Below are 20,951 nucleotides of genomic sequence, written 5' to 3'. Positions count from 1 at the left end.
CCTCACCACTCCGCAAAGGATCCGTCGGTGTGGCGCCAGACCGGGTTTCGCCAGCGATGGCCTTCGGCGGCCCGTTCGATCACGTACTCCTCGTTCACCTCGATGCCCAGTCCCGGACCGGTGGGGATTCGGACCTGACCGTCCGCGTACGTGAACACGGACGGGTCGACGAGATAGTCGAGGAGATCGTTCGACGTGTTGTAGTGGATGCCGAGGCTCTGTTCCTGGATCGTCGCGTTGTAACAGCCCGCGTCGATCTGCAGGCACGTGGCCAGGGCGATCGGCCCGAGGGGGCAGTGCAGCGCGAGTGCCACGTCGTACGCCTCGGCCATGTGCGCGATCTTCCGGGCCTCGGTGATGCCACCGCAGTGCGACGGATCGGGCTGGATGATGTCCACCGCCCCGGACGCGAGGACGGTTTTGAAATCCCAACGAGAGAACAATCTCTCACCCAGCGCGATCGGGATCGGCGACTGTCGCAGCACGTCGACGAAACCGTCGACGTGCTCGGAGAGGACCGGTTCCTCGACGAACATCAGCCGGAACGGCTCGAGTTCCTTCAGCAGCACCTTGGCCATCGGCTTGTGCACCCGGCCGTGGAAATCGACGCCGATGCCGATGTTCGGGCCCACTGCGTCCCGTACCGCGGCGACGTTGGCGAGGCACTGGTCCACCTTGTCCCAGGAGTCCAGGTACTGCAGTTCCTCCGTGCCGTTCATCTTCACGGCGGTGAACCCCCGGTCGACCACTTCGCGTGCCGCCTTCGCGGTGTCCGAGGGGCGGTCGCCACCGATCCAGGAATAGACCTTGATCCGGTCCCGGACGCGGCCGCCGAGAAGCTCGTACGCAGGCACGCCGAGGGCCTTGCCCTTGATGTCCCACAGGGCCTGGTCGATGCCGGCCAGCGCGCTCATGTGGATGCCGCCACCGCGGTAGAAACCGGACCGGTACATGACCGTCCACAGGTCTTCGATCTGCGTCGGATCCTGTCCGATCAGGTAGTCGGACAGTTCCTCCACCGCCGCGGCGACGGACGCGGCCCGGCCTTCGAGCACCGGTTCGCCCCAGCCGACCACGCCGTCGTCCGTCTCGATCCGCAGGAACAGCCACCTGGGGGGAACGGCGTACGTGGTGAGTGACTTGATCTTCATGGAGTCCTCCTGTGCGGGGCTGTGGTGGTGGCCCCGGGGTGTAGGTGTCGGTTCAGGCGGCTTCGGCCGACCAGATGTTCATCAGGGTGAGGGCGCGGTCGCGGACGGTCTCGGCGCCGTCCCCGGGCCGGTACAGGCAGGTTCCGAGTCCCGCGCCGCCCGCGCCCGCGGATGCCCACTCGGCGAGGTTGGTTCGGTCGACGCCGCCGACGGGGAGCAATTCGACCTCCGTCGGCAGGACGGCCCGCCATGCCTGCATCCCGGCTGTCCCGACCGAGTCGGAGGGAAACAGTTTGATGCTGCGCGCTCCCGCACCGACGGCGCGAAACGCCTCGGTGGGAGTGGCCGCTCCCGGATACGGGTGCAGGTTCCGGGCAACGGCGGCGCCGATGACCTCCACGTCGGTGTTGGGCGAGACGATGATCCGGGAGCCGGCTGCTTCGGATCGGATCACGTCGTCGACGCTCAGTACCGTTCCGGCCCCGACGACGCAGACGTCGCCGACGGCCGCGGCCAACCGCTCGATCGAGTCGAACGGTCGCGGCGAATTCAGCGGGACCTCGATCGCGGTGAACCCGGCGTCGACGAGGGCCGAGCCGACGGCGACGATCTCGTCCGGGGTGATGCCGCGCAGAATGGCGATCAAACCGGTCCTGGTGGTGGTGGCTGTGCTGCTCATAGGGACTCCTTCTCGGGATTCGTGGATGGCGCCGGGTCGACCAGCCCCGCATCGACCGCCACGCGCCACAGACCCTGTGCGGCGGCCTCCTCGGCGACGATGTCGGCGGCCACGCCGTGAACGCGCAGTCCGGCTGCGTAGCGTCGGCAGAGATCGGCGTTTCCGCACAACAGGATTCGGCTTCCGGCGGCGTAGTGGGGCAGGAGATGCCGGACCTCGTCGGCGATGATCACGCCGGAGACGTAGTCGGGAAGCGACGCCGGATCGAGGAGTCCGTCGAGCACGAGGGCTCGTGCTCCGAACAGCTCCGCGGGTAGTCCGCGACGCGGTGTCGACGTTCCGGTGGCGAGGCCCCGCTCGAACGCGGCGTCGTCCCGCACCTCTGCGGTTGCCGTTCGGCCGAGGATGCCGTGCTGGATCACCAGGCCGAACAACTCGCCCGACATCGATGTGGCGAACGAGACGATCTTGCGGTTCTCGACTCGTGCCCACTTGCTGTGTGTTCCGGGGAGCACGATCGTGAGGGGTCGGTCGGTCGGCGGGAGCAGGCCCAATGCTCCGATGATCTGCGTCTCCTCGCCCCGCATGACGTCGCCGGCCACCGTGCCGTCGGCCGAGGGTGCGACGCGCAGGCCGGGTACGAGATGCAGTACTCCGCGCGAATGAGGAACCGTCGTCAGATCGCCGGCGTCGATCGCGAGATCGGTCGGCGTGGTCAGATAGCCGGCTTCACGCCAACCCTGGGCGCTGCCGACCATGCCGCAGGCGATCGCCGGGAGACCGGGGGCGGCCGCGATCCAGTCGCCGCAGGCCTCGTCGAACGCGGCTTCGTAGTCACGCGTGCGCGACGCGGGGTCGTCTCCGGCGGTGCCGAGCAATCCGAAGTCCGGCCGGCGAACGTCCAGAATGCGGCCGCCGTCGCCGAGGAGCCAGGCACGCTGTGACGACGTACCCCAGTCGAGGGCGATCAGGCGCGGCGTCGATGTGTCGGGGGTGTTCTGGATCACGCGAACCACTATCGGACGTGAATCCCATAATGACGAACACGGTCCCTATATGTGGGACAGTGGGGTGTGGCGAATCCGACGTACGACATTCCCCCCGGCACTCAGACGCTCGCGAGGGGACTGGCCGTCATCCGCGCCGTCTCCGACGGCGCGCAGGATCTCCGCGCGGTCGTCGAGAGCACCGGGCTGGGACGCAGCACCACCCACCGGCTCGTGCAGTTGCTGGTCCACGAGGGATATCTCCGGAGCGGAAGCCGCGGCTACACACTCGGCCCGACGTTGATCGAACTGGGTTTCAAGGCCCTCCACGGCAACCCACTGCCCGTCGTCGCGCGCCCGATCCTCGAAGAGCTGTCGGCGCACGTCCACGACACCGTGCACCTGGCGGTCGAGGACGGCGGATCGGTGCTGTATCTCGACAAATTGCCGGGGTCACGGGGTGCCGAGATGCGCTCCCGCATCGGTCACCGCACGCCGCTGACCCGCGCCGGTGTCGGAAAGGCGCTGCTGCTGGACTCGGCCGACCGTTGGGATGCGCTGTACGAGAGCGATGCCGCACACGCGCAGCGGCCACCGAGCCCCCGCGGAGTGGCGGACTTCCGCGCGCGGATGGAGGACTACGCGCGGAGGGGCGCGGCGATGGACCTCGAGGACAACGAACCCGGAATCCGCTGTGTGGCGGCACCGGTGCGGGACGCGTCGTGCGCGATCGTCGGTGCGATCAGCGTGTCGGCCACGAGCCCGTACATGCCGGACGAGCGCATGCGCGGACTCGTGCCGGTTGTGTGCCGGGCCGCGGGGCGGATCTCCGCGGCGCTCGGCTACCGGGAGATCTGAGACGGCGATCGGGTGGTGATCCCGCTGGTGGGACGGTCAGCGGTACCGGCCCTCGCAGGCCTGCTCGCCGCCGAGCACTCCGGTGCGGAACGCGTCGACCCGGGAGAATCCGCTCGGAACGGTCTCCCCGTTGACGTCACTGGCGGCGAGTCCGTCGGTGAGCAGCCCCGACACGGCCTCGTCGAGATCGCCGGGGGACAGCCACACGCTTCCCGCCTCCAGGGTGGCGGGACTGTCCGGGCTCAACGCGCTGGTGATGACGCCGGACAGGCAGGCGGCTCGCAGCGCGGTCTGGGGTGAGTGCAGATCGTTGCCCCGGTCCCGCTGCAACGCCAGGGTGTACCGCGAGGCGAGCAGGACGTATGCGTTGTAGTCGCCGGTGAGTTTGGTCTGGAAGAGTTCCCGCCTGCCCGGGCGGCCCGGTGTGCCGCGTTCGGCGAGGGCGTCGACACTGACCCCGATCGTGTTGGTGGCCGGGCAGTACGACACCGGTTCGGTCGCGTCGGCGTCCGCGCAGTCGAGGTCGGCGCCGTCGAGTTGCAGCGTCGGGGGATCGCTGAGATCGAAGATCTGCTGGAAGGACGTGAAGAACGCCTCGAGCGCCTCCTCGGTGACGGGGAGTTCGCCGTCGTCGCTCTCGTCGGCGAACCGCTGAGGCAGATCCGCGCGGCGCGAGTCGATCTCCTTCTCGTCGATGCGCGTGCAGGACGCCGGACCGTCCGTGAATCCGATCTGGGTGGCGGTGACGCGTTCGAACGCCGAGCCGTGCACGTTGTCCGGATCGTTCGGGTCGCTGTCACCGATCGCCACCGCCGACGCCAGTACCTTGTTCAGCCCGTCCGACGTGTTCAGCGTGAAATGGGTCGCCTTGTCTTCCGCGATGTACCGCATGAACGCCCCCGCGAAGCAGTCGGCCTGCTGTTCCCGCACGATGCCACCGCCCACGTTCTCGTCGGCGATTCCCGCCTTCGTCTGCACGGCGTGCCCGTACTCGTGTGCCAGAACGAAGACGGCGGCGACGACGCCGAACTTCTCCACGACCTCGGGCAGCAGCAGCGCCCGGTCCCAGCCGATCGTGTGGTCGGTGCTGCAGTAGCCGGCGTTGAGGAGTTCCTCGGTGCTGTCCCCGCAGAACCGCGGGCCGTCGGACTCGCGCGGATCCCAGGAGATCAGTTCCTCGACCGGCTCGAACTTGCGCTGGAACAGCGCCGGGAACTCGGTGCGCCAGTAATCCTCGATGTCGCTCACCGCGTTGGCGGCCATCGTGTCGATCTCACCGCCGTCGGTGCCGGTGACGGGCACGTCGGCGTCGGCCACGCCCTTGCGGGCACCGCTCGGACCCGACGTGGCATCCAGCCCAGCCACCTTGAACGGATCGTCGTAGATGGACGCGGCCTCGCCGTCCACCGACCGCGTGCACCCGGACAGGACGACCGCGGCCACGGCCAGAACGCCCACGCTCGCAGCCCACTGCCGACGTCGGGTCAGCAAGGCCGTGCCTTCATCAACGCTCCAGACTCATCCAGATCGCGCCGTTCGCGGGCAGTGCCACCTCTGCAGAGGCGGGACGGCCGTGCCACGGCTGCGACGTTGCCGTCACCGCACCGAGATTTCCCCAACCCGATCCCGCGTAGATCTCGGCGTCGGTGTTGAGAATTTCACGCCATTCGCCCCGTTCTGGCAAGCCCACACGATAATTCGCGTGCGGCGAACCCGAGAAATTGAACAGGCAGGCCAGGATCGACCCATCGGTGCCGTAGCGCAGGAAGCTCAGGACGTTGTTCGCGGTGTCGTTGGCGTCGATCCAGGAGAACCCGCCCGGTGACGTGTCGAGAGTCCACAACGCCGGGTGCTCGCGGTAGGTGGCGTTGAGGTCGTGGACGAGCCGGAGCAGACCGCGGTGGAAGCCGCCGGTGTACGGGTCGTCGAGCTGGTACCAGTCGAGTCCGCGCTCCTCGGACCACTCCGCGGTCTGTCCGAATTCCTGACCCATGAACAGCAGTTGCTTGCCGGGGTGCGACCACATATACGCCAGCAGGGCCCGTACACCGGCGGCCTTCGCGTAGTCGTCGCCGGGCATCCGCGTCCACAGCGTGCCCTTGCCGTGCACCACCTCGTCGTGGCTGATGGGCAGCAGATAGTTCTCGCTCCACGCGTACATCAGGGAGAACGTGATCTCGTGATGGTGATAGCTGCGGTGGACGGGATCGTGTGCCATGAATCCGAGGGTGTCGTGCATCCACCCCATGTTCCATTTCATGTTGAAACCGAGACCGCCGACATTGGTCGCGCGGGTGACACCCGGCCACGCCGTCGACTCCTCCGCGATGGTGACGACCCCGCGGTGCTGCTTGTGGACCGTGGCGTTGGTCTCCTGCAGGAAGGCGACGGCCTCGAGGTTCTCCCTGCCGCCGTGGATGTTCGGCGTCCAACCGCCCTCCGGCCGCGAATAGTCGAGGTAGAGCATCGACGCGACCGCGTCGACGCGCAGACCGTCCACGTGGAACTCGTCGAGCCAGTACAGCGCGTTCGCGACGAGGAAGTTGCGGACCTCGCGCCGCCCGAAATCGAACACGTACGTTCCCCAGTCGAGTTGCTCGCCGCGCTGAGGATCGCTGTGCTCGTAGAGCGGTGTGCCGTCGAAACGTGCCAGCGCCCACTCGTCCTTGGGGAAGTGGGCCGGTACCCAGTCGACGATGACCCCGATGCCGGCCGAGTGCAAGTGGTCGACGAACCACCGGAAGTCGTCGGGGGAGCCGAACCGTGAGGTGGGCGCGTAGTACGACGTGACCTGGTACCCCCACGAACCGCCGAACGGATGCTCGGCGACCGGCAGCAGCTCGACGTGCGTGAATCCCGTCTCCGTGATGTGGGCCGCGAGTTGTTCGGCCATCTCGCGGTAGTTCAGCCCGGGCCGCCACGAAGCGAGGTGAACCTCGTACACGCTCATCGGGGACTGCGCCGGCTCGGTGGCCGCGCGCTGGGCCAGCCAGTCGGCGTCGTTCCATTCGTACGTGCTCACCGACACCCGGGACGCGGTAGCCGGAGGGACCTCGGTGGCGAAGGCCATGGGGTCGGCCTTGTCGCGCACGGTGCCGTCCGGTCCGTGGACCCGGAACTTGTACAGGTCGCCGGCCTCGATACCGGGAACGAACAACTCCCACACCCCGGTGGAGCCGAGCACCCGCATCGGGAAGTTCCGCCCACTCCATCCGTCGAAATCGCCGATCACACTCACCCCGCGGGCATTGGGAGCCCACACGGCGAACGAGGTGCCGGTGACGGTGCCGTCGGGGGTGTCGTAGCGGCGGCGGTGCGCGCCGAGGATCTCCCACAGCCGCTCGTGCCTGCCCTCCCCGAACAGGTGCAGGTCGAGTTCGCCGAGCGTGGGCAGGAACCGGTACCCGTCGGCGGAGACGTCGTTGTGACCACCCGGCCACGTCGTGGACAGCCGGTAGTCCATCAGATCCCGGTACGGGACGAGTGCGCCCCACACACCGTGCGCCAGGTGTTCCAGCGAGAAACTCGTCCCCCCGATGACGGCGTCGACAGCCTCGGCGTGGGGGCGCAGTGCGCGGATCACCGTGCCGTCGGGGTGCGGGTGCGCGCCCAGGATCGAGTGCGGGTTGTGGTGCTCGCCCCGGGACAGCAGGTCGAGGTCGGCGGCGTCGGGTGCGATGGCGACAGGCGGTTCGACGGTCACTATGTACCTCCGCGGTAGGCCAGCTTCGTTCTGGCCGGATAGGGGATCGACGGTAATGCCAGGATATGGGCCACCGCGCGCCAGGGTTCCAGGCGCACGAAGTTGGCCTGCCCCCAGTGATACTGCTCCCCGGTGACCTCGTCTAGCACGGTCAGGTGGTCGTGCCAGTCGCGACCCAGCGCGGGCATGTCCAGCCACACGTTGCCCTGCTCGGCGCCGTACGGGTTGAGGTTGATCACCGTCAGCACGGCGTCGCCGGTGGTGGCGTCGAACTTGGAATAGGCGATCAGGGCGTCGTTGTCGACGTGGTGGAAATGGATGTTGCGCAACTGCTGCAGCGCCGGATGCTGCCTGCGGATCCGGTTGAGCGCGGTGATCCACGGTTCGAGGGACTCGCCGCGCGCGGCAGCACCCTCGAAATCTCGGGGACGCAGCTGATACTTCTCGGAGTCGAGGTACTCTTCACTGCCCACTCGCAGCGGAACATGTTCGTACAGTTCGTATCCCGAGTACACCCCCCACGTGGGGGACAGGGTGGCCGCCAGCGCGGCGCGCAGGGCGAACATTCCCGGGCCGCCGGTCTGCAGGCTCTCGTGCAGGATGTCCGGGGTGTTGACGAACAGGTTGGGGCGCGCCTCGTCGGCCTTGGCGGCGATCTCCTTGCCGAACTCCGTCAGCTCCCACTTCGCGGTCCGCCACGTGAAATACGTATAGGACTGCGTGAAACCGCGGCGGGCGAGACCGTACAACCGCGCGGGACGGGTGAACGCCTCGGACAGGAACAGGACGTCCGGATCCGATTTCTTGACCTCGGCGATCAGCCACTCCCAGAAGTCCGGCGGCTTGGTGTGCGGGTTGTCGACCCGGAAGATCTTGACGCCCGCCGCAACCCAGTGCCGGACGACCCGCAGGACCTCCGCGTAGATCCCGTCGCGGTCGTCGTCGAAGTTGACCGGGTAGATGTCCTGGTACTTCTTCGGCGGGTTCTCGGCGTAGGCGATGGTGCCGTCGGGGAGCACGGTGAACCATTCGGGGTGCTTCTTCGCCCACGGATGGTCCGGTGCGGCCTGCAGGGCCAGGTCGATCGCCACCTCCATGTGCAGCTTCCGGGCGGCAGCGATGAACGCCTTGAAATCGCGCATCGTCCCGAGCTGGGGATGAATCGCGTCGTGGCCGCCCTCGTCCGAGCCGATGGCCCACGGCGAACCGACGTCGTCGGGGCCGGGTGTCAGCGTGTTGTTGGGGCCCTTCCGGTTGACCTTGCCGACCGGGTGGATGGGTGGGAGGTACACCACGTCGAATCCCATCGACGCGATGCGGGGAAGCGCAGCCACGGACGTCGCGAACGTACCGTGCCGCGGCTTGCCGTTCTCGTCCCAGCCGCCGGTGGATCGCGGGAAGAACTCGTACCAGGACCCGAACAGGGCGCGCGTGCGATCGACGAGCACGGTGTGCGGTTCGCTCTTCGTGACGAGATCGCGCAGCGGATGTGCGCGCAGCAGTTCCGTGACATCCGAGCCGAACGCCGGGGCCACACGTTCGGACAGGTGACGGTCGGAACGCAGCGACGCCGCGACCCCGGCCAGCCGCGAGCGGTCCGCGCGGGGGACGCCCTTCGCGGCTCGCTCGAACAACCGCGCACCGATCTCGAGGTCGTTGGCCAGTTCGGCCGGCCCCTGTCCCACTGCCAGCTTGGCCTCGACCGCGTGCTTCCACGTGGTGAGCGGATCGCTCCAGGCCTCGATCCGGAACGTCCAGATGCCCTCGCCGGTCGGGGTGAAGGAACCGTCGACGGTGTCGGGCACCGGACCGCCGGTCATCGGAATGCGGAAGGTCGCCGAGCCGCCCGACGCGGCACTGCGCGGTCCCCGCACCGCAAGCGTGGCGGCTACGGCGTCATGACCTTCACGCCACACGGTTGCCCGGACGGGAAACACCTCACCCACAACGGCCTTGGCGGGATAGCGACCGCACCCGATGTTCGGTTCCACGTCGTCGATACCGAGTCGACCTGTCACACTGGGCTCCGTTCCATAGCCGGAAGTTGCCGGCGGCTCGTGGGCTGGGCCGCCCGTTCAACCGTAATGGAGTCGACCGGTTCCTGTCCGTATTGGAGATCTGACGTCTACCCGCCCCGACACGGCGCAACGACGCCCGCGGTGCGTTATCGTTCGCGAGGTGAAAGCCTTGCGTCGGTTCACTGTCCGAGCCCACCTTCCGGAGCGGCTCGCTGCCCTCGGTCCGCTGTCCACCAATCTTCGCTGGTCGTGGCATCCGGCCACGCAGGAACTGTTCGGATTGCTGGACGAGGAACTGTGGCGGCAGGTGCAGTTCGACCCGGTCCGGATGCTCGGTGAGGTCGATCCGGCCCGCCTGGACGAACTGGCCGAGGACGTCGCGTTCCTGGCCCGGCTCGACGCCGCGGCCGCCGACCTCGACGACTACCTGTCCCGCCCCCGCTGGTATCAGAACCAGCAGGCCAAGGGCGTGTCGCTGGACGGTGGGATCGCGTATTTCTCAATGGAGTTCGGGGTCAGCGAAGTGCTGCCCAATTACTCCGGCGGTCTGGGAATTCTCGCAGGCGACCACCTGAAGGCGGCGTCCGATCTGGGCCTGCCGCTGATCGGTGTCGGCCTGTTGTACCGCTCGGGTTACTTCCGGCAGTCACTGACCGCGGACGGCTGGCAGGCCGAGCACTACCCGCCGCACGACCCGCAGGGCCTGCCGCTGCGCCTGCTCACCGAGTCCGGGCCGCAGTCGTCGGACGGGGCGCCCGTCCTTGTCCACGTCGCGATCCCCGGTGGCCGGGTTCTGCGCGCCCGCGTGTGGATCGCCCAGGTGGGGCGCGTCCCGCTGCTGCTGCTCGACTCCGACATCGCGGAGAACGACGCCGAGATGCGGGGCGTCACCGACCGTCTGTACGGCGGCGACCAGGACCACCGCATCAAACAGGAGATCCTCGCCGGCATCGGCGGTGTCCGTGCCGTGCGCGCCTACACCCACGCCTACGGCCTGCCCGATCCCGCCGTCTTCCACATGAACGAGGGACATGCAGGTTTCCTCGGCATCGAGCGGATCCGTGAACTGGTCACCACCGGCGGACTCGACTTCGACGAGGCGCTGGCCACGGTCCGGGCCGGCACGGTGTTCACCACCCACACCCCGGTTCCTGCGGGAATCGACAGGTTCCCGGCCGACCTCGTGCGGCACTACTTCGGCGGCGACAACGCTGCGAACGAATCCTCGCTGCTGCCGGGGCTGACGATCGACCGGATCCTCGGACTCGGCCGCGAATCGGATCCGTCCGTGTTCAACATGGCCCACATGGGCCTGCGGCTCGGGCAACGGGCCAACGGTGTGTCCAAGCTGCACGGCATCGTCAGCCGCGAGATGTTCCAGCCGCTGTGGCAGGGATTCGACGCCGAGGAGGTGCCGATCGGCTCGGTGACCAACGGTGTCCACGCGCCCACCTGGGCTGCACCCGAATGGATCGATCTCGCCACCCGCATCCTGGGCCCCGAACTGGTGGAGGAGGCCCGCGGCTGGGAGCGGCTGCAGGACCTGTCCGCCGAGGAACTGTGGTCGACCCGCAACGTGCTGCGCGGAAAACTGGTGGAGGAAGTGCGCCGCCGGGTCCGCGCGTCCTGGATCGAACGCGGTGCGACGTCCGCCGAACTCGGCTGGACGGACGAGGTGTTCGACCCGAACGTGCTCACCGTCGGCTTCGCCCGGCGGGTGCCCACCTACAAGCGACTGACGCTGATGCTGCGCGACCCCCAGCGGCTCCGCGCCCTCCTCCTCGACGAGAAGCGGCCCGTGCAGCTGGTTGTGGCCGGGAAGAGTCACCCCGCGGACGACGGCGGGAAGGCCCTCATCCAGCAGGTCGTGCGGTTCGCCGACGCCGCCGACGTCCGGCACCGCATCACCTTCCTTCCCGACTACGACATGTCGATGGCGCGGTACCTCTACTGGGGTTGCGACGTGTGGCTCAACAACCCGCTGCGCCCGCTGGAGGCGTGTGGCACGTCGGGTATGAAGTCCGCTCTCAACGGCGGACTGAACCTGTCGATCCGGGACGGCTGGTGGGACGAGATGTTCGACGGCGAGAACGGCTGGGCCATCCCCACCGCCGACGGCGTCGTCGACGAGGCACGGCGTGACGACCTCGAGGCCAGCGCACTGTACGAACTGCTCGAGCGCGCCGTCCTGCCGAGGTTCTACGACCGCGCGGACGGCCTGCCGGTGCGCTGGGTGGAGATGGTCCGTCACACCCTGCAGAATCTCGGGCCCAAGGTGCTTGCATCGCGGATGGTGCGCGACTACGCCGTCCAGTACTACGCGCCCGCCGCCGAATCGGCCCGGACGGTGGCGGCGGAGAACTTCGCCGGCGCCCGCGAACTCGCCGCGTTCCGTCGCCGCGTCGAGGCCGCCTGGCCGTCGGTGGCGGTCCTGCAGGTCGACGGCGCGGGGCTGCCCGACACCCCCGAGATCGGCGCCAATCTGGTGCTCCGCGCCCGCATCCGCCTCGGCGAACTGTCCGTCTCGGACGTCACCGTGCAGGCCGTGATCGGAAAGGCCGGACCGGACGAGGAGCTCACCGACATCGTCACGGTCCCGATGACCCACTCCGCATCGGACGAGTCGGGGGAGTTGTTCGTCGCCGACCTGGCCCTGCCGTTGTCGGGGTCGGTCGGATACACGGTGCGGGTCCTTCCGCACCACCGGTTGCTCGTCGACCCGTCGGAGCTGGGTCTGGTGACGGTGCCGAACCCCTGACCGGCGCTACCGAGCCGTCACCGGCCGACGTCCCGGCGCTGGAATCCGGTGACGGCGGCGAGGAACAGGGCCGCCGCGAGAAGCAGCAGAACCGCGAGGGGAGTCGCCGAGAAACTCTCCGCAGGCAGGGCCGGCGTGTAGTGGAAGGGGGAGAGTACCCCGAACCGGTCCGGGAGCACTTCCCCGAACATTCCGGCGACGAGGACGTAGCCCAGGAATGCCCACAACGCCGGCAGCGCGCGGGGAATCAGGCCATAGACGGCTGCGCACGCACCGACGATCACCAGCACTGCCGGCACGGTGTTCAGGGCCGCGCCGATCAACCGGCCGAGCGCGCCCGCATCGGACAGCGTGAACGCCGCGGTGATCCCCATGCCGACCCCTGCCGCCACCGTGATCGCGACGGCCGCACCGGCGATCACGGCCAGCTGGCCACCGAGCCACGACGTGCGGGACACCGGGGTGGCCAGTGCCTCCTCGGCGCGACCGGACGATTCCTCCGAGCGGACGGATATGACGGCACCGACGGCGTACATCGCCGCCATCACCACCAGGAACACCAGATACAGGGCGAATGCACCGTCCGCGGCCGCCGCGGCGCCACCCGGCAGCAGCTGTGCGAGATCGGGATCCTGGTCGATGAAGTCGCTGATCTGCCTGCCGAGTGAACCGATCGGCAGCGACAGCGCGAACACGCCGACACCCCAGGCGAGGATCTGGCCGCGCTGCTGACGCGCCGCCAGCGCGGTGACACCGGTCAGGCGGGGGGACGCCTCGGCGCGCCCGCCCCGCGGCGCGAGGAGCCCCGCCCCGACGTCCCGTCGACCGATGGCGGCATACGCGCACCCGACGGTCAGCCCCGCCGCGACGATGCCGATCAGCAACGGCCACCACCGTTCGTCGACGTAGGCGCGAGTGGCCTGCGACCAGCCGATCGGCGACACCCACGTCAGCAGGCTCCCGCTGTGTCCCTGCTGCACGTCGCCCACCGCACGCAGCAGATACGCGACGGTGATCGCAGAGATCCCGACACCGCTTGCAGTGCGGGCGTGCTCGGTGAACTGGGACGCCAGCGCCGACAGCGAGGTGAATACCAGACCCACCACCAGCACACCCGCGGACATGTTCAGCGAACCCACCGGAGGCAGACCCACGGCGAGCAGCCCGATGACGAGCAGAAGCGCGACGAGCACATTGGCGAGCGCCGCGGAGATCAACCCCGCCGTGATTCCCGCATACCGCCCGACGACGCCGGCGCGTACCAGTTCCGTGCGCCCGGTCTCCTCCTCCGTTCGCAGATGCCGCGTCACCAGCAGCACCGACATGATCGCCACGGCCACCATCGTCATGCCGGCGATCTCGTTGGCGACCATCGCACCGAGCGTGTAGTCGTCCAGGCCGTACCCCGGCCCGGCGAGTGCCGTGGCGGCCGGGGACGAGATGAGTTCGGCACGGGCCTGCCGGGATTCGGCGGTCGGGTAGATGGTGGAATAGCTCGACGCGATCAGGACGGTGAGGCCCGCCACCGCGACCGTCCACACCGGAATCCGGACCCGGTCGGTGCGCACCGCCAATTCGGCGAGCACCCCCGTTCCGCTCAGTCGACTCACTGCGGCCGTCCGATCCCGAGTGCCTCGACCTCGTCGCGGTACTCACGGAGGAACAGGTCCTCGAGTGTCGGCGGGTTGGCGGTGATCGAGACGATGCCCAGCCCCGTCAACGTGGTCATGACCGGATCGATCTGATCGGAATCGACGTCGAACGTCACCGTGTTCGCATCCTCACCCTTCTGCAGGTTGTGCACACCGGGGACGTTCGCGATAGGAGTGGGCCTGATCCGGGTGGTCGCCGTCACCGTGGTACGGGTGAAATGGCGCAGTTCGGACAGCGTTCCCGCCTGCACGGTCCTGCCCGCGCGAATGATGGTGACGGCGTGACACAGCGCGTCGACCTCGGCGAGGATGTGGCTGGACAACAGCACTGTGCGTCCGCTACGGGCGAATTCGGTGATGCACTCCTGAAACACCGCCTCCATCAACGGGTCCAGGCCCGACGTCGGCTCGTCGAGGATGAGGAGTTCGGTGTCGGCGGCGAGCGCCGCCACGAGGGCGACCTTCTGTCGGTTGCCTTTCGAATAGGTGCGGCCCTTGCGGGTGGGGTCGAGTTCGAACCGCTCGATCAGCGACGCGCGACGGACCGGATCCAGCCCGCCGCGCAGCCGCCCGAGGAGGTCGATCGCCTCGCCACCGGACAGGTTGGGCCACAGGTTCACGTCACCCGGAACGTAGGCGAGTCGCCGATGCACGGGAACGGAATCACGCCACGGATCGGAACCGAGAACGGACGCCGAACCGCCGTCGGCGCGCAGCAGACCGAGGAGCACCCGGATCGTCGTGGACTTGCCCGAGCCGTTGGGGCCGAGGAATCCGTGCACCTCACCCGACTTCACCTCCAGATCGAGGCCGTCGAGGGCGAGGACTTCGCCGAACTTCTTGGTGAGTCCGCGGACTGAGATCGCAAGGTCCATCGGTCGAGCATAGGTGCGCACCGATCCGCTGTCCGACTCAGTGCGCGACAGCGGTTCAGGGGCGCGAATCGCGGATCCGCCCCAGCGCCTTCCGCACGACTTCCGGATCGGACGTCTCCCAGAACGGTGGCAGCGAGGCCCGCAGATACCCGGCGTAGCGGGCGGTGGCGAGCCGCGGATCGAGGACGGCCACCACACCCTTGTCGTCGACGCTGCGCAGCAGACGTCCCACACCCTGGGCGAGCAGCAGCGCCGCGTGATTGGCTGCGACGGAAAGGAACCCGTTTCCGCCGCGCGACTCGACGGCCTTCTGCCGGGCGACCAGCAACGGGTCGTCGGGGCGGGGGAAAGGGATGCGGTCGAGGATCACGAGGCTGAGGGACGGGCCCGGCACGTCGACACCCTGCCACAGCGATAGCGTGCCGAACAGCGACGTCGGCTCGTCTCCGGCGAACGCCCGGACGAGAGCGCCCGTCGAGTCGTCGCCCTGGCACAGGATCGGGGTGTCGAGCCGGTCGCGCATCGCCTCGGACGCGGCCTTCGCGGCCCGCATCGACGAGAACAATCCCAGCGTGCGCCCACCCGCCGCCTCGACGAGCTCGGCGATCTCGTCGAGATACGTGGGGGACAGGCCGTCCCGCCCCGGCGGCGGAAGCTGCTTCGCGATGTAGATGATGCCGGCACGGGCATGGTCGAACGGCGACCCGACATCGAGGGCATTCCATTTGAGAGTGCCCGAATCGGACGGCGCCTCGGAGCCGGTGGCCATCGCCGGATCGATCACGACGGACGATTCGGCCGGAAGTCCCCAGTTGACGGCCAGACCGTCGAACGACCCGCCCACGGTCAGCGTGGCGGACGTCAGGACCACGGTCGATTCGGCGAACAGCCGGGAACGCAGCAGCCCGCCGACCGACAGCGGCGCCATCCGCACAACCCGGCGGATCGACCCGCGGTTGTCGTCGGCGGCCAGCCACACCACGTCGTGACGCTTGGCCGGATCCGGCTCGTCGAAGGCGCTCAGAACGCGGACGGCGCTGTCGTGCACCTCCTCGACCGACGCGAGTGCGGTGTTGCGTGCCGCCGCGGCCTCCGGGTCGCTCAATGCCATACCGGGGCGGGACGGGCCGATGGCCGTGCGCAGTGACCAAGCGGCGTCGCGAACAGCGGCGAGGGCGGGGGCTGCGCCGGGCGGCAACGCCTCCCACCGTTCCGGCCGCAACTCCTCGAGCAGTGCCGCCCAGCCCTCGCCCGCGGCCTCGAGACGGTCTGCGTCCTGCTCCTCGACGAGCTTCGCGCAGCGCCGCGCCGCGGCACTGATCGTCGACGCCGCCAACTCCGCGGTGGCGACGTTGGTGACGCGGTCGACCAGTTCGTGCGCCTCGTCGATGACCACGACGTCGTGTTCGGGGAGGATCGCGATCCCGGTGATGGCGTCGATGGCGAGCAGGGCGTGGTTGGTGACCACGACGTCGACCTGCGAGGCCTCCGCGCGGGCCCGCTCCGCGAAGCAGTCCTCGCCGACCGGACAGCGGGACTTGCCGAGGCATTCCCGGGCGGTGACGCTGACCTGGCGCCACGCCTTGTCGCTGACTCCGGGGGCCAGGTCGTCGCGGTCGCCGGTCTCGGTGTCCGAGGACCACTCGGTGAGGCGCTGGACCTCCCGTCCGAGCCGCGACACCGCGAACGGGTCGAACAGCTCGTCCGTGGGAGGCTCCTCGGCGGACCCGGTGTGGATCTTGTTCATGCACAGATAGTTGTTGCGGCCCTTGAGGATCGCGAAGTGCGGTCGCCGTCCGAGTGATCCCTCGAGCGCGTCCGCGAGCCGCGGCATGTCGCGGTCGATCAGCTGACGCTGCAGTGCGATGGTGGCCGTCGAGACGATGACCGTCTTCCCGCTCTGCACCGCGTGCCGGACGCTCGGTACCAGATAGGCGAGGGACTTGCCGGTGCCCGTCCCGGCCTGGACGGCCAGATGCTCCCCGGTGTCGATCGAATGCGCGACGGCGGAAGCCATGGTCAGCTGGTTGGACCGCTCGGCACCGCCCAGCGACCGCACCGCCGTGCGCAACAGCTCGGGGACGTTGGGGAGGTTTTCAGGCACCCGAGCAGGTTACTCGGGACCTACGTCAGAAATCGTCACGCGGTCCGAGGGGGTGTCTGCGTCGCGGCCCACGAGGCGCACCCCGGCGGCCCGCATCGCGGTGATCGCGGCCTCGACGGTCGCGGGGGCGACGCCTGCGGTGAGGGGGAGGCGGACGCGCGTCGGGAACCCGGCGGCCACGGCGTCGAGAGCCGTCGCGACCACGCAGTGATCAGTGGCGATCCCCACGACGTCGACCTCGGTGACTCCGGCCGCACGCAGCCATTTCTCCAGGCTCTGGCCGTCGGAGTTCTTGCCCTCGAAGCCCGAGTAGGCCGCCGAGAACTCGCCCTTGGAGAACACCGATTCGATGCCGCTCAGGTCGAGGTCGGGGTGGAAGTCCGCGCCGGACGTTCCCGATTTGCAGTGCACCGGCCAGGTGTCGACGTAGTCCGGGTCGTCGGAGAAGTGGTGGCCCGGGTCGATGTGGTGGTCGATCGTGGCCGCGACGGCGTCGTACTCGGTCGCCGCCAGGAAGCGGCTGATCGCGGCGGCGACCGCGGAACCGCCGTCGACGGCGAGGGAGCCGCCCTCGCAGAAGTCGTTCTGGACGTCGACCACGAGCAGCGCCCGCCGGAGGTCGGTGTTCTCGATGTCGGTCATGGTGCCCTCCTGGGTTCGGGTTCGGCGAAGCGCACCGGGATCGCGGGCTCGCCGTGGGAGAGCTTCAGGCCCTCCCAGGGCAGGCTGACGAGGCCCGCCGCCAGGAGGGATCTGCTGTCTTCCAGGGTAGTCGTGTCGCAGACGGTCTCACCGCCCCGCACCAGCGGGACCAGCAGTTCCCGCGTCTCGAGGCCGGCCGAGCCGGGTGCGTCCGAGTGGGCCGAGTACACGACCTCCTCCACCAGGGTTCCGGTGTCACGGGCGAATCGCAGCGCCCGCTTGGTGCCGCCCCGCGACGCCTTGTTGCTACTCCTCTTCTCGACGGGGATGCCGTCCACCTCGACGAGTTTGTAGACCATTCCGGCGGTCGGCGCGCCGGAGCCGACGACGACGGACGTGCCGACGCCGTAGACGTCCACCGGTTCGGCCCGCAATGCGGCGATGGCGTATTCGTCCAGGTCGCCGGAGACGATGATCTTCGTCCCGGTCGCACCGAGGTCGTCGAGTTGCCTGCGGACCTGCCGGGCCAGCACACCCAGATCGCCGGAGTCGATCCGGACACCCCCGAGGCCGGGGCCCGCCACCTCGACGGCGGTCTTGACGCCTGCGGTGATGTCGTAGGTGTCGACGAGGAGCGTGGTCCCGGCTCCGAGTGCCGCGACCTGCGCGCGGAACGCCGCCGCCTCGTCCGGCCCGTCCGGGGTGGTGTGCAACAGGGTGAACGCGTGCGCGCTGGTACCCGCACCGGGTACTCCGTGCCTGCGGACCGCCTCCAGATTCGACGTGGCCGTGAAGCCCGCCAGGTAGGCGGCGCGGGAGGCCGCCACCGCGGATTCCTCGTGGGTGCGCCGCGAACCCATCTCGATCATGGGGCGTCCGTCGGCAGCGCTGACCATGCGGGCGGCGGCGGACGCGATCGCGCTGTCGTGGTTGAGGATCGACAGGCTCAGCGTCTCGAGGAGGACGCATTCGGCGAACGTTCCGCGGACGGAGAGGATCGGGGAGCCGGGAAAATAGAAGTCGCCCTCCCGGTAGCCGTCGATGTCCCCGCTGAAGCGATAGTCACGCAGCCATGCGACGGTCGCCTCGTCGAGGAAGCGGGACACGATCTCGAGTTCGTGCTCGCCGAAACGGAAGTTCGACAGCGCGGCAACCAGACGGGCGGTGCCGCCGACCACTCCGTACCGGCGGCCGTCGGGGAGCCGGCGGGCGAACACCTCGAAGCTGCAGCGTCGGTGGGCGGAACCGTCGGCGAGGGCCGCCGACAACATCGTCAACTCGTACTGGTCGGTGAACAAGGCGGTGCTCTCTCTGGACACCCGGCCACTGTAAGCCGCGGTGTCGCCCAGTGGAGGAGCGTCGTACCCTGGTGTCATGGCTCATTGCTCGACGACAGCTCCATTCGTGGATGCCATGCCGGCATCGCCGCAGGTCACCCCTGCAGAGTCGGAGGTCGCCGAGATCGATGAAGCCAATGATCGTCCCTGGGTCACCGTCGTGTGGGACGATCCGGTGAATTTGATGCACTACGTCACCTACATTTTCCAGAAACTCTTCGGGTACAGCAAAGCCAAGGCCACGGAATTGATGATGCAGGTCCATTCCGAGGGAAAGGCCGTGGTGTCGAGCGGTTCCCGGGACAAGGTCGAAAACGATGTACGCAAGCTGCACGCGGCCGGCCTGTGGGCCACGATGCAGCGTGACGGCAGCTAACTTTCCGTTCGGACAGTAAGGAACTCGGTACACGACGTGCGGATGTGGAGCAGGAAGAACTCGCTCGGCGGTGTGAAGCTGCGTTCGGAGATTGACGCGCACGAGGCCACGGTGCTGCGATCGCTGGTCGCCTCCGTCCTCGGTCTCCTCGAGGAGCGGGCCGCGTCCGCCCCGGAGGACGAACTCGCGGCGCTCACCGGGATGCGGACCGGCAACACGGCGGCACCCGACGAGGAGGTCCTCGCGCGGCTGCTGCCCGACTTCCACCGTCCCGACATGGACGCGCCGGACGACGACGAGATCCGCGCCGAATCGAAGGCCGACATCAACGGTGCGCTGCGCGGACTCCACGAACCGGAGATCATCGACGCCAAACTGGCGGCGGGCTCGGTCATTCTCCACACGGTGCCCGAGAACGGCGGCAAGGTGCTGCTCACGCCGGAGCAGGCCGACGCCTGGCTCAGCGGTCTCAACGACGTCCGGCTGGCGCTGGGCACCAACCTGGGCATTGACGCCGACACACCCGACGAACTCGATCCCGCCGATCCCCGCGCACCGCACCTCGACATCTACCACTGGCTGACCTGGATGCAGGACTCGCTCGTTCAGGCACTCGCGCCGTGACGGCCACGACGCCGGGCCGCACCGATTCGCTCGTCGATGTGGTGGGCCTGAGCGTCGGGCACCACCACGAACTCGACGCGGACGCCACGCTCGGAAGCGGTGCCGCCACCGGGTGCACCGTGGTCCTCGCGCCGCACGGCGCGACCGGAGCGGTCGACGTCCGTGGCGGGGGACCGGGCACCCGGGAAACCGACCTTCTCGACCCCAGCCACAGCGTCCGGAAGGTGCACGCGATCGTCCTGACCGGCGGCAGCGCCTACGGACTCGCCGCCGCGGACGGCGTCATGCGGTGGCTCGAGGAGCAGGGTCACGGAATCGCCATGGGGGAGCCCGATCAGGTGGTTCCGATCGTCCCCGCCGCCGTGATCTTCGACCTACCGGTCGGTGACTGGCGCACGCGTCCTACCGCCGAATTCGGTTACCGGGCAGCAGAGTCCGCGTCGCACGCCGTGCTCTCCGGTTCGGTGGGCGCCGGAGTCGGGGCGCGGGCGGGCGCGCTCAAAGGGGGGCTCGGAACGGCGAGCGTCGTCGTCACGGACGGTCCCGCGAAGGGCATCACGGTGTCCGCGCTGATGGTGGCCAACCCCGTCGGAACCGTGTTCGACCCGGCGACCGGACTGCCGTGGGGTGTCGCCACCGTGGGTGCAGCCGCTTTCGGGCTCAGGCCCCCCGTCGCCGCCGAGGTGTCGGCGGCGCGCGAACTGATCGCCAAGAGCACGGTCCTCAACACGACCATCGGGGTCGTCGCGACCGACGCCGTCCTGGGGAAGGCGGCGTTACGCCGCGTCGCCGTCGCCGGCCACGACGGGTTGGCCCGCGCGATCCGGCCGGCGCATTCGCCGCTCGACGGCGACACGATCTTCGCGCTCTCCACCGGCATCCACCCGGTTCACCACCCGCCGGGAGTGCCCGACGCGTTCCCGCCCGATCTGCCCGTCGTCGACGCCGTCTGCACCGCGGCCGCCGAAGTGGTGGAGAAGGCCATCGTCGACGCCGTCCTCAGCGCCACCCCCGTCGCGGGAATTCCCACCTACCGCGAACTGTTCCCCTCTGCACTGCGTTCCTGAGGTTCGCGTACCTGAGGTACCCGTTCCTGAGGTACCGGCCGGTCGGTGGCCGACTCGCCGGTGCGCACCTAGGATGGCGCTCACGGAGGTGGATGACGTGCTGGTGATTCGATCGGACTTC

16 protein-coding genes are annotated in these 20,951 nt (G+C 68.8%); 5 read left to right on the top strand and 11 right to left on the bottom strand.

Going from position 1 to position 20,951, the window contains the following annotated elements; genetic code table 11:
* Nucleotides 1-2: 2 nt before the first annotated feature.
* From dgoD to G9373_RS16745, 3 genes are read right to left on the bottom strand one after another with little or no spacing between them, the layout of a single operon-like run.
* On the bottom strand, nucleotides 3-1,151 hold the full coding sequence (gene dgoD, locus G9373_RS16755; protein ID WP_005262049.1) for a galactonate dehydratase: 1,149 nt from the start codon (nucleotides 1,149-1,151) through the stop codon (nucleotides 3-5).
* Nucleotides 1,152-1,203: 52 nt separating this feature from the next.
* On the bottom strand, nucleotides 1,204-1,830 hold the full coding sequence (locus G9373_RS16750; RefSeq protein WP_054247620.1) for a 2-dehydro-3-deoxy-6-phosphogalactonate aldolase: 627 nt from the start codon (nucleotides 1,828-1,830) through the stop codon (nucleotides 1,204-1,206).
* On the bottom strand, nucleotides 1,827-2,837 hold the full coding sequence (locus tag G9373_RS16745; RefSeq protein ID WP_167115930.1) for a 2-dehydro-3-deoxygalactonokinase: 1,011 nt from the start codon (nucleotides 2,835-2,837) through the stop codon (nucleotides 1,827-1,829). Before G9373_RS16745 ends, G9373_RS16750 begins: the two co-directional genes overlap by 4 nt.
* Before the next feature lie 51 nt (nucleotides 2,838-2,888).
* On the opposite strand from G9373_RS16745, the gene G9373_RS48200 reads away from it, so the two are divergent.
* On the top strand, nucleotides 2,889-3,674 hold the full coding sequence (locus tag G9373_RS48200; RefSeq protein WP_167115928.1) for an IclR family transcriptional regulator: 786 nt from the start codon (nucleotides 2,889-2,891) through the stop codon (nucleotides 3,672-3,674).
* A gap of 36 nt (nucleotides 3,675-3,710) precedes the next feature.
* Here G9373_RS48200 and G9373_RS16735 read toward each other — a convergent pair whose 3' ends face one another.
* From G9373_RS16735 to G9373_RS16725, 3 genes are read right to left on the bottom strand one after another with little or no spacing between them, the layout of a single operon-like run.
* Nucleotides 3,711-5,132 carry a neutral zinc metallopeptidase gene (locus G9373_RS16735; RefSeq protein ID WP_005567784.1) on the bottom strand — a complete coding sequence of 474 codons (1,422 nt, stop codon included), beginning with the start codon at nucleotides 5,130-5,132 and terminating at the stop codon, nucleotides 3,711-3,713.
* A 46-nt stretch (nucleotides 5,133-5,178) separates the two neighbouring features.
* The gene (glgB, locus tag G9373_RS16730; protein ID WP_167115926.1) at nucleotides 5,179-7,377 is read right to left on the bottom strand and encodes a 1,4-alpha-glucan branching protein GlgB; all 2,199 of its coding nucleotides are present in this window, start codon (nucleotides 7,375-7,377) and stop codon (nucleotides 5,179-5,181) included.
* A complete protein-coding gene (locus G9373_RS16725) occupies nucleotides 7,377-9,395 on the bottom strand; it encodes an alpha-1,4-glucan--maltose-1-phosphate maltosyltransferase (protein WP_005567788.1) in 2,019 nt (672 codons plus the stop codon). The genes glgB and G9373_RS16725 overlap by 1 nt, the downstream gene beginning before the upstream one ends.
* 160 nt (nucleotides 9,396-9,555) lie before the next feature.
* Between G9373_RS16725 and glgP the strand changes: the two genes are divergently transcribed.
* Nucleotides 9,556-12,153 (top strand): alpha-glucan family phosphorylase, encoded by a 2,598-nt coding sequence (gene glgP, locus G9373_RS16720; protein ID WP_005567789.1) that lies wholly within the window; start codon nucleotides 9,556-9,558, stop codon nucleotides 12,151-12,153.
* 17 nt (nucleotides 12,154-12,170) lie between these two features.
* On the opposite strand, the gene G9373_RS16715 is transcribed toward glgP, so the two are convergent.
* From G9373_RS16715 to G9373_RS16695, 5 genes are read right to left on the bottom strand one after another with little or no spacing between them, the layout of a single operon-like run.
* Nucleotides 12,171-13,763, bottom strand: a complete 1,593-nt coding sequence (locus tag G9373_RS16715; RefSeq protein WP_346842831.1) for an anibiotic ABC transporter — start codon at nucleotides 13,761-13,763, stop codon at nucleotides 12,171-12,173.
* Entirely contained in the window at nucleotides 13,760-14,680 is a 921-nt protein-coding gene (locus G9373_RS16710) for an ABC transporter ATP-binding protein (RefSeq protein WP_005570830.1), read from the bottom strand. The genes G9373_RS16715 and G9373_RS16710 overlap by 4 nt, the downstream gene beginning before the upstream one ends.
* A 55-nt stretch (nucleotides 14,681-14,735) precedes the next feature.
* On the bottom strand, nucleotides 14,736-16,784 hold the full coding sequence (locus G9373_RS16705) for an ATP-dependent DNA helicase (RefSeq protein WP_005262018.1): 2,049 nt from the start codon (nucleotides 16,782-16,784) through the stop codon (nucleotides 14,736-14,738).
* Between the two features lie 9 nt (nucleotides 16,785-16,793).
* Entirely contained in the window at nucleotides 16,794-17,426 is a 633-nt protein-coding gene (locus tag G9373_RS16700) for an isochorismatase family protein (protein WP_005570832.1), read from the bottom strand.
* Entirely contained in the window at nucleotides 17,423-18,802 is a 1,380-nt protein-coding gene (locus G9373_RS16695; protein WP_065491791.1) for a nicotinate phosphoribosyltransferase, read from the bottom strand. Before G9373_RS16695 ends, G9373_RS16700 begins: the two co-directional genes overlap by 4 nt.
* Here G9373_RS16695 and clpS point away from each other — a divergent pair.
* From clpS to G9373_RS16680, 3 genes are read left to right on the top strand one after another with little or no spacing between them, the layout of a single operon-like run.
* Nucleotides 18,801-19,139, top strand: a complete 339-nt coding sequence (clpS, locus tag G9373_RS16690; protein WP_039950843.1) for an ATP-dependent Clp protease adapter ClpS — start codon at nucleotides 18,801-18,803, stop codon at nucleotides 19,137-19,139. The genes G9373_RS16695 and clpS overlap by 2 nt on opposite strands.
* Before the next feature lie 36 nt (nucleotides 19,140-19,175).
* Nucleotides 19,176-19,763 carry a DUF2017 domain-containing protein gene (locus G9373_RS16685; protein WP_167115923.1) on the top strand — a complete coding sequence of 196 codons (588 nt, stop codon included), beginning with the start codon at nucleotides 19,176-19,178 and terminating at the stop codon, nucleotides 19,761-19,763.
* Nucleotides 19,760-20,830 (top strand): P1 family peptidase, encoded by a 1,071-nt coding sequence (locus G9373_RS16680; RefSeq protein ID WP_167115921.1) that lies wholly within the window; start codon nucleotides 19,760-19,762, stop codon nucleotides 20,828-20,830. Before G9373_RS16685 ends, G9373_RS16680 begins: the two co-directional genes overlap by 4 nt.
* The last annotated feature ends 121 nt before the right edge of the window (nucleotides 20,831-20,951 follow it).

It is taken from the genome of Rhodococcus sp. A14, from assembly GCF_011603105.1.
Classification (GTDB): Bacteria; Actinomycetota; Actinomycetes; order Mycobacteriales; family Mycobacteriaceae; genus Rhodococcus_F; species Rhodococcus_F opacus.
The sequence above is the reverse complement of the archived record's forward strand: the minus strand, read 5'-3'. Positions and strand labels throughout refer to the sequence as shown.

Bases quoted from the DNA above. Each gene is read 5' to 3' on its own strand.
- G9373_RS16750 (WP_054247620.1), bottom strand. From the start codon at position 1,830: ATGAGCAGCACAGCCACCACCACCAGGACCGGTTTGATCGCCATTCTG.
- G9373_RS16695 (WP_065491791.1), bottom strand. From the start codon at position 18,802: ATGACACCAGGGTACGACGCTCCTCCACTGGGCGACACCGCGGCTTAC.
- clpS (WP_039950843.1), top strand. From the start codon at position 18,801: ATGGCTCATTGCTCGACGACAGCTCCATTCGTGGATGCCATGCCGGCA.
- G9373_RS16700 (WP_005570832.1), bottom strand. From the start codon at position 17,426: ATGACCGACATCGAGAACACCGACCTCCGGCGGGCGCTGCTCGTGGTC.
- G9373_RS16710 (WP_005570830.1), bottom strand. From the start codon at position 14,680: ATGGACCTTGCGATCTCAGTCCGCGGACTCACCAAGAAGTTCGGCGAA.
- dgoD (WP_005262049.1), bottom strand. From the start codon at position 1,151: ATGAAGATCAAGTCACTCACCACGTACGCCGTTCCCCCCAGGTGGCTG.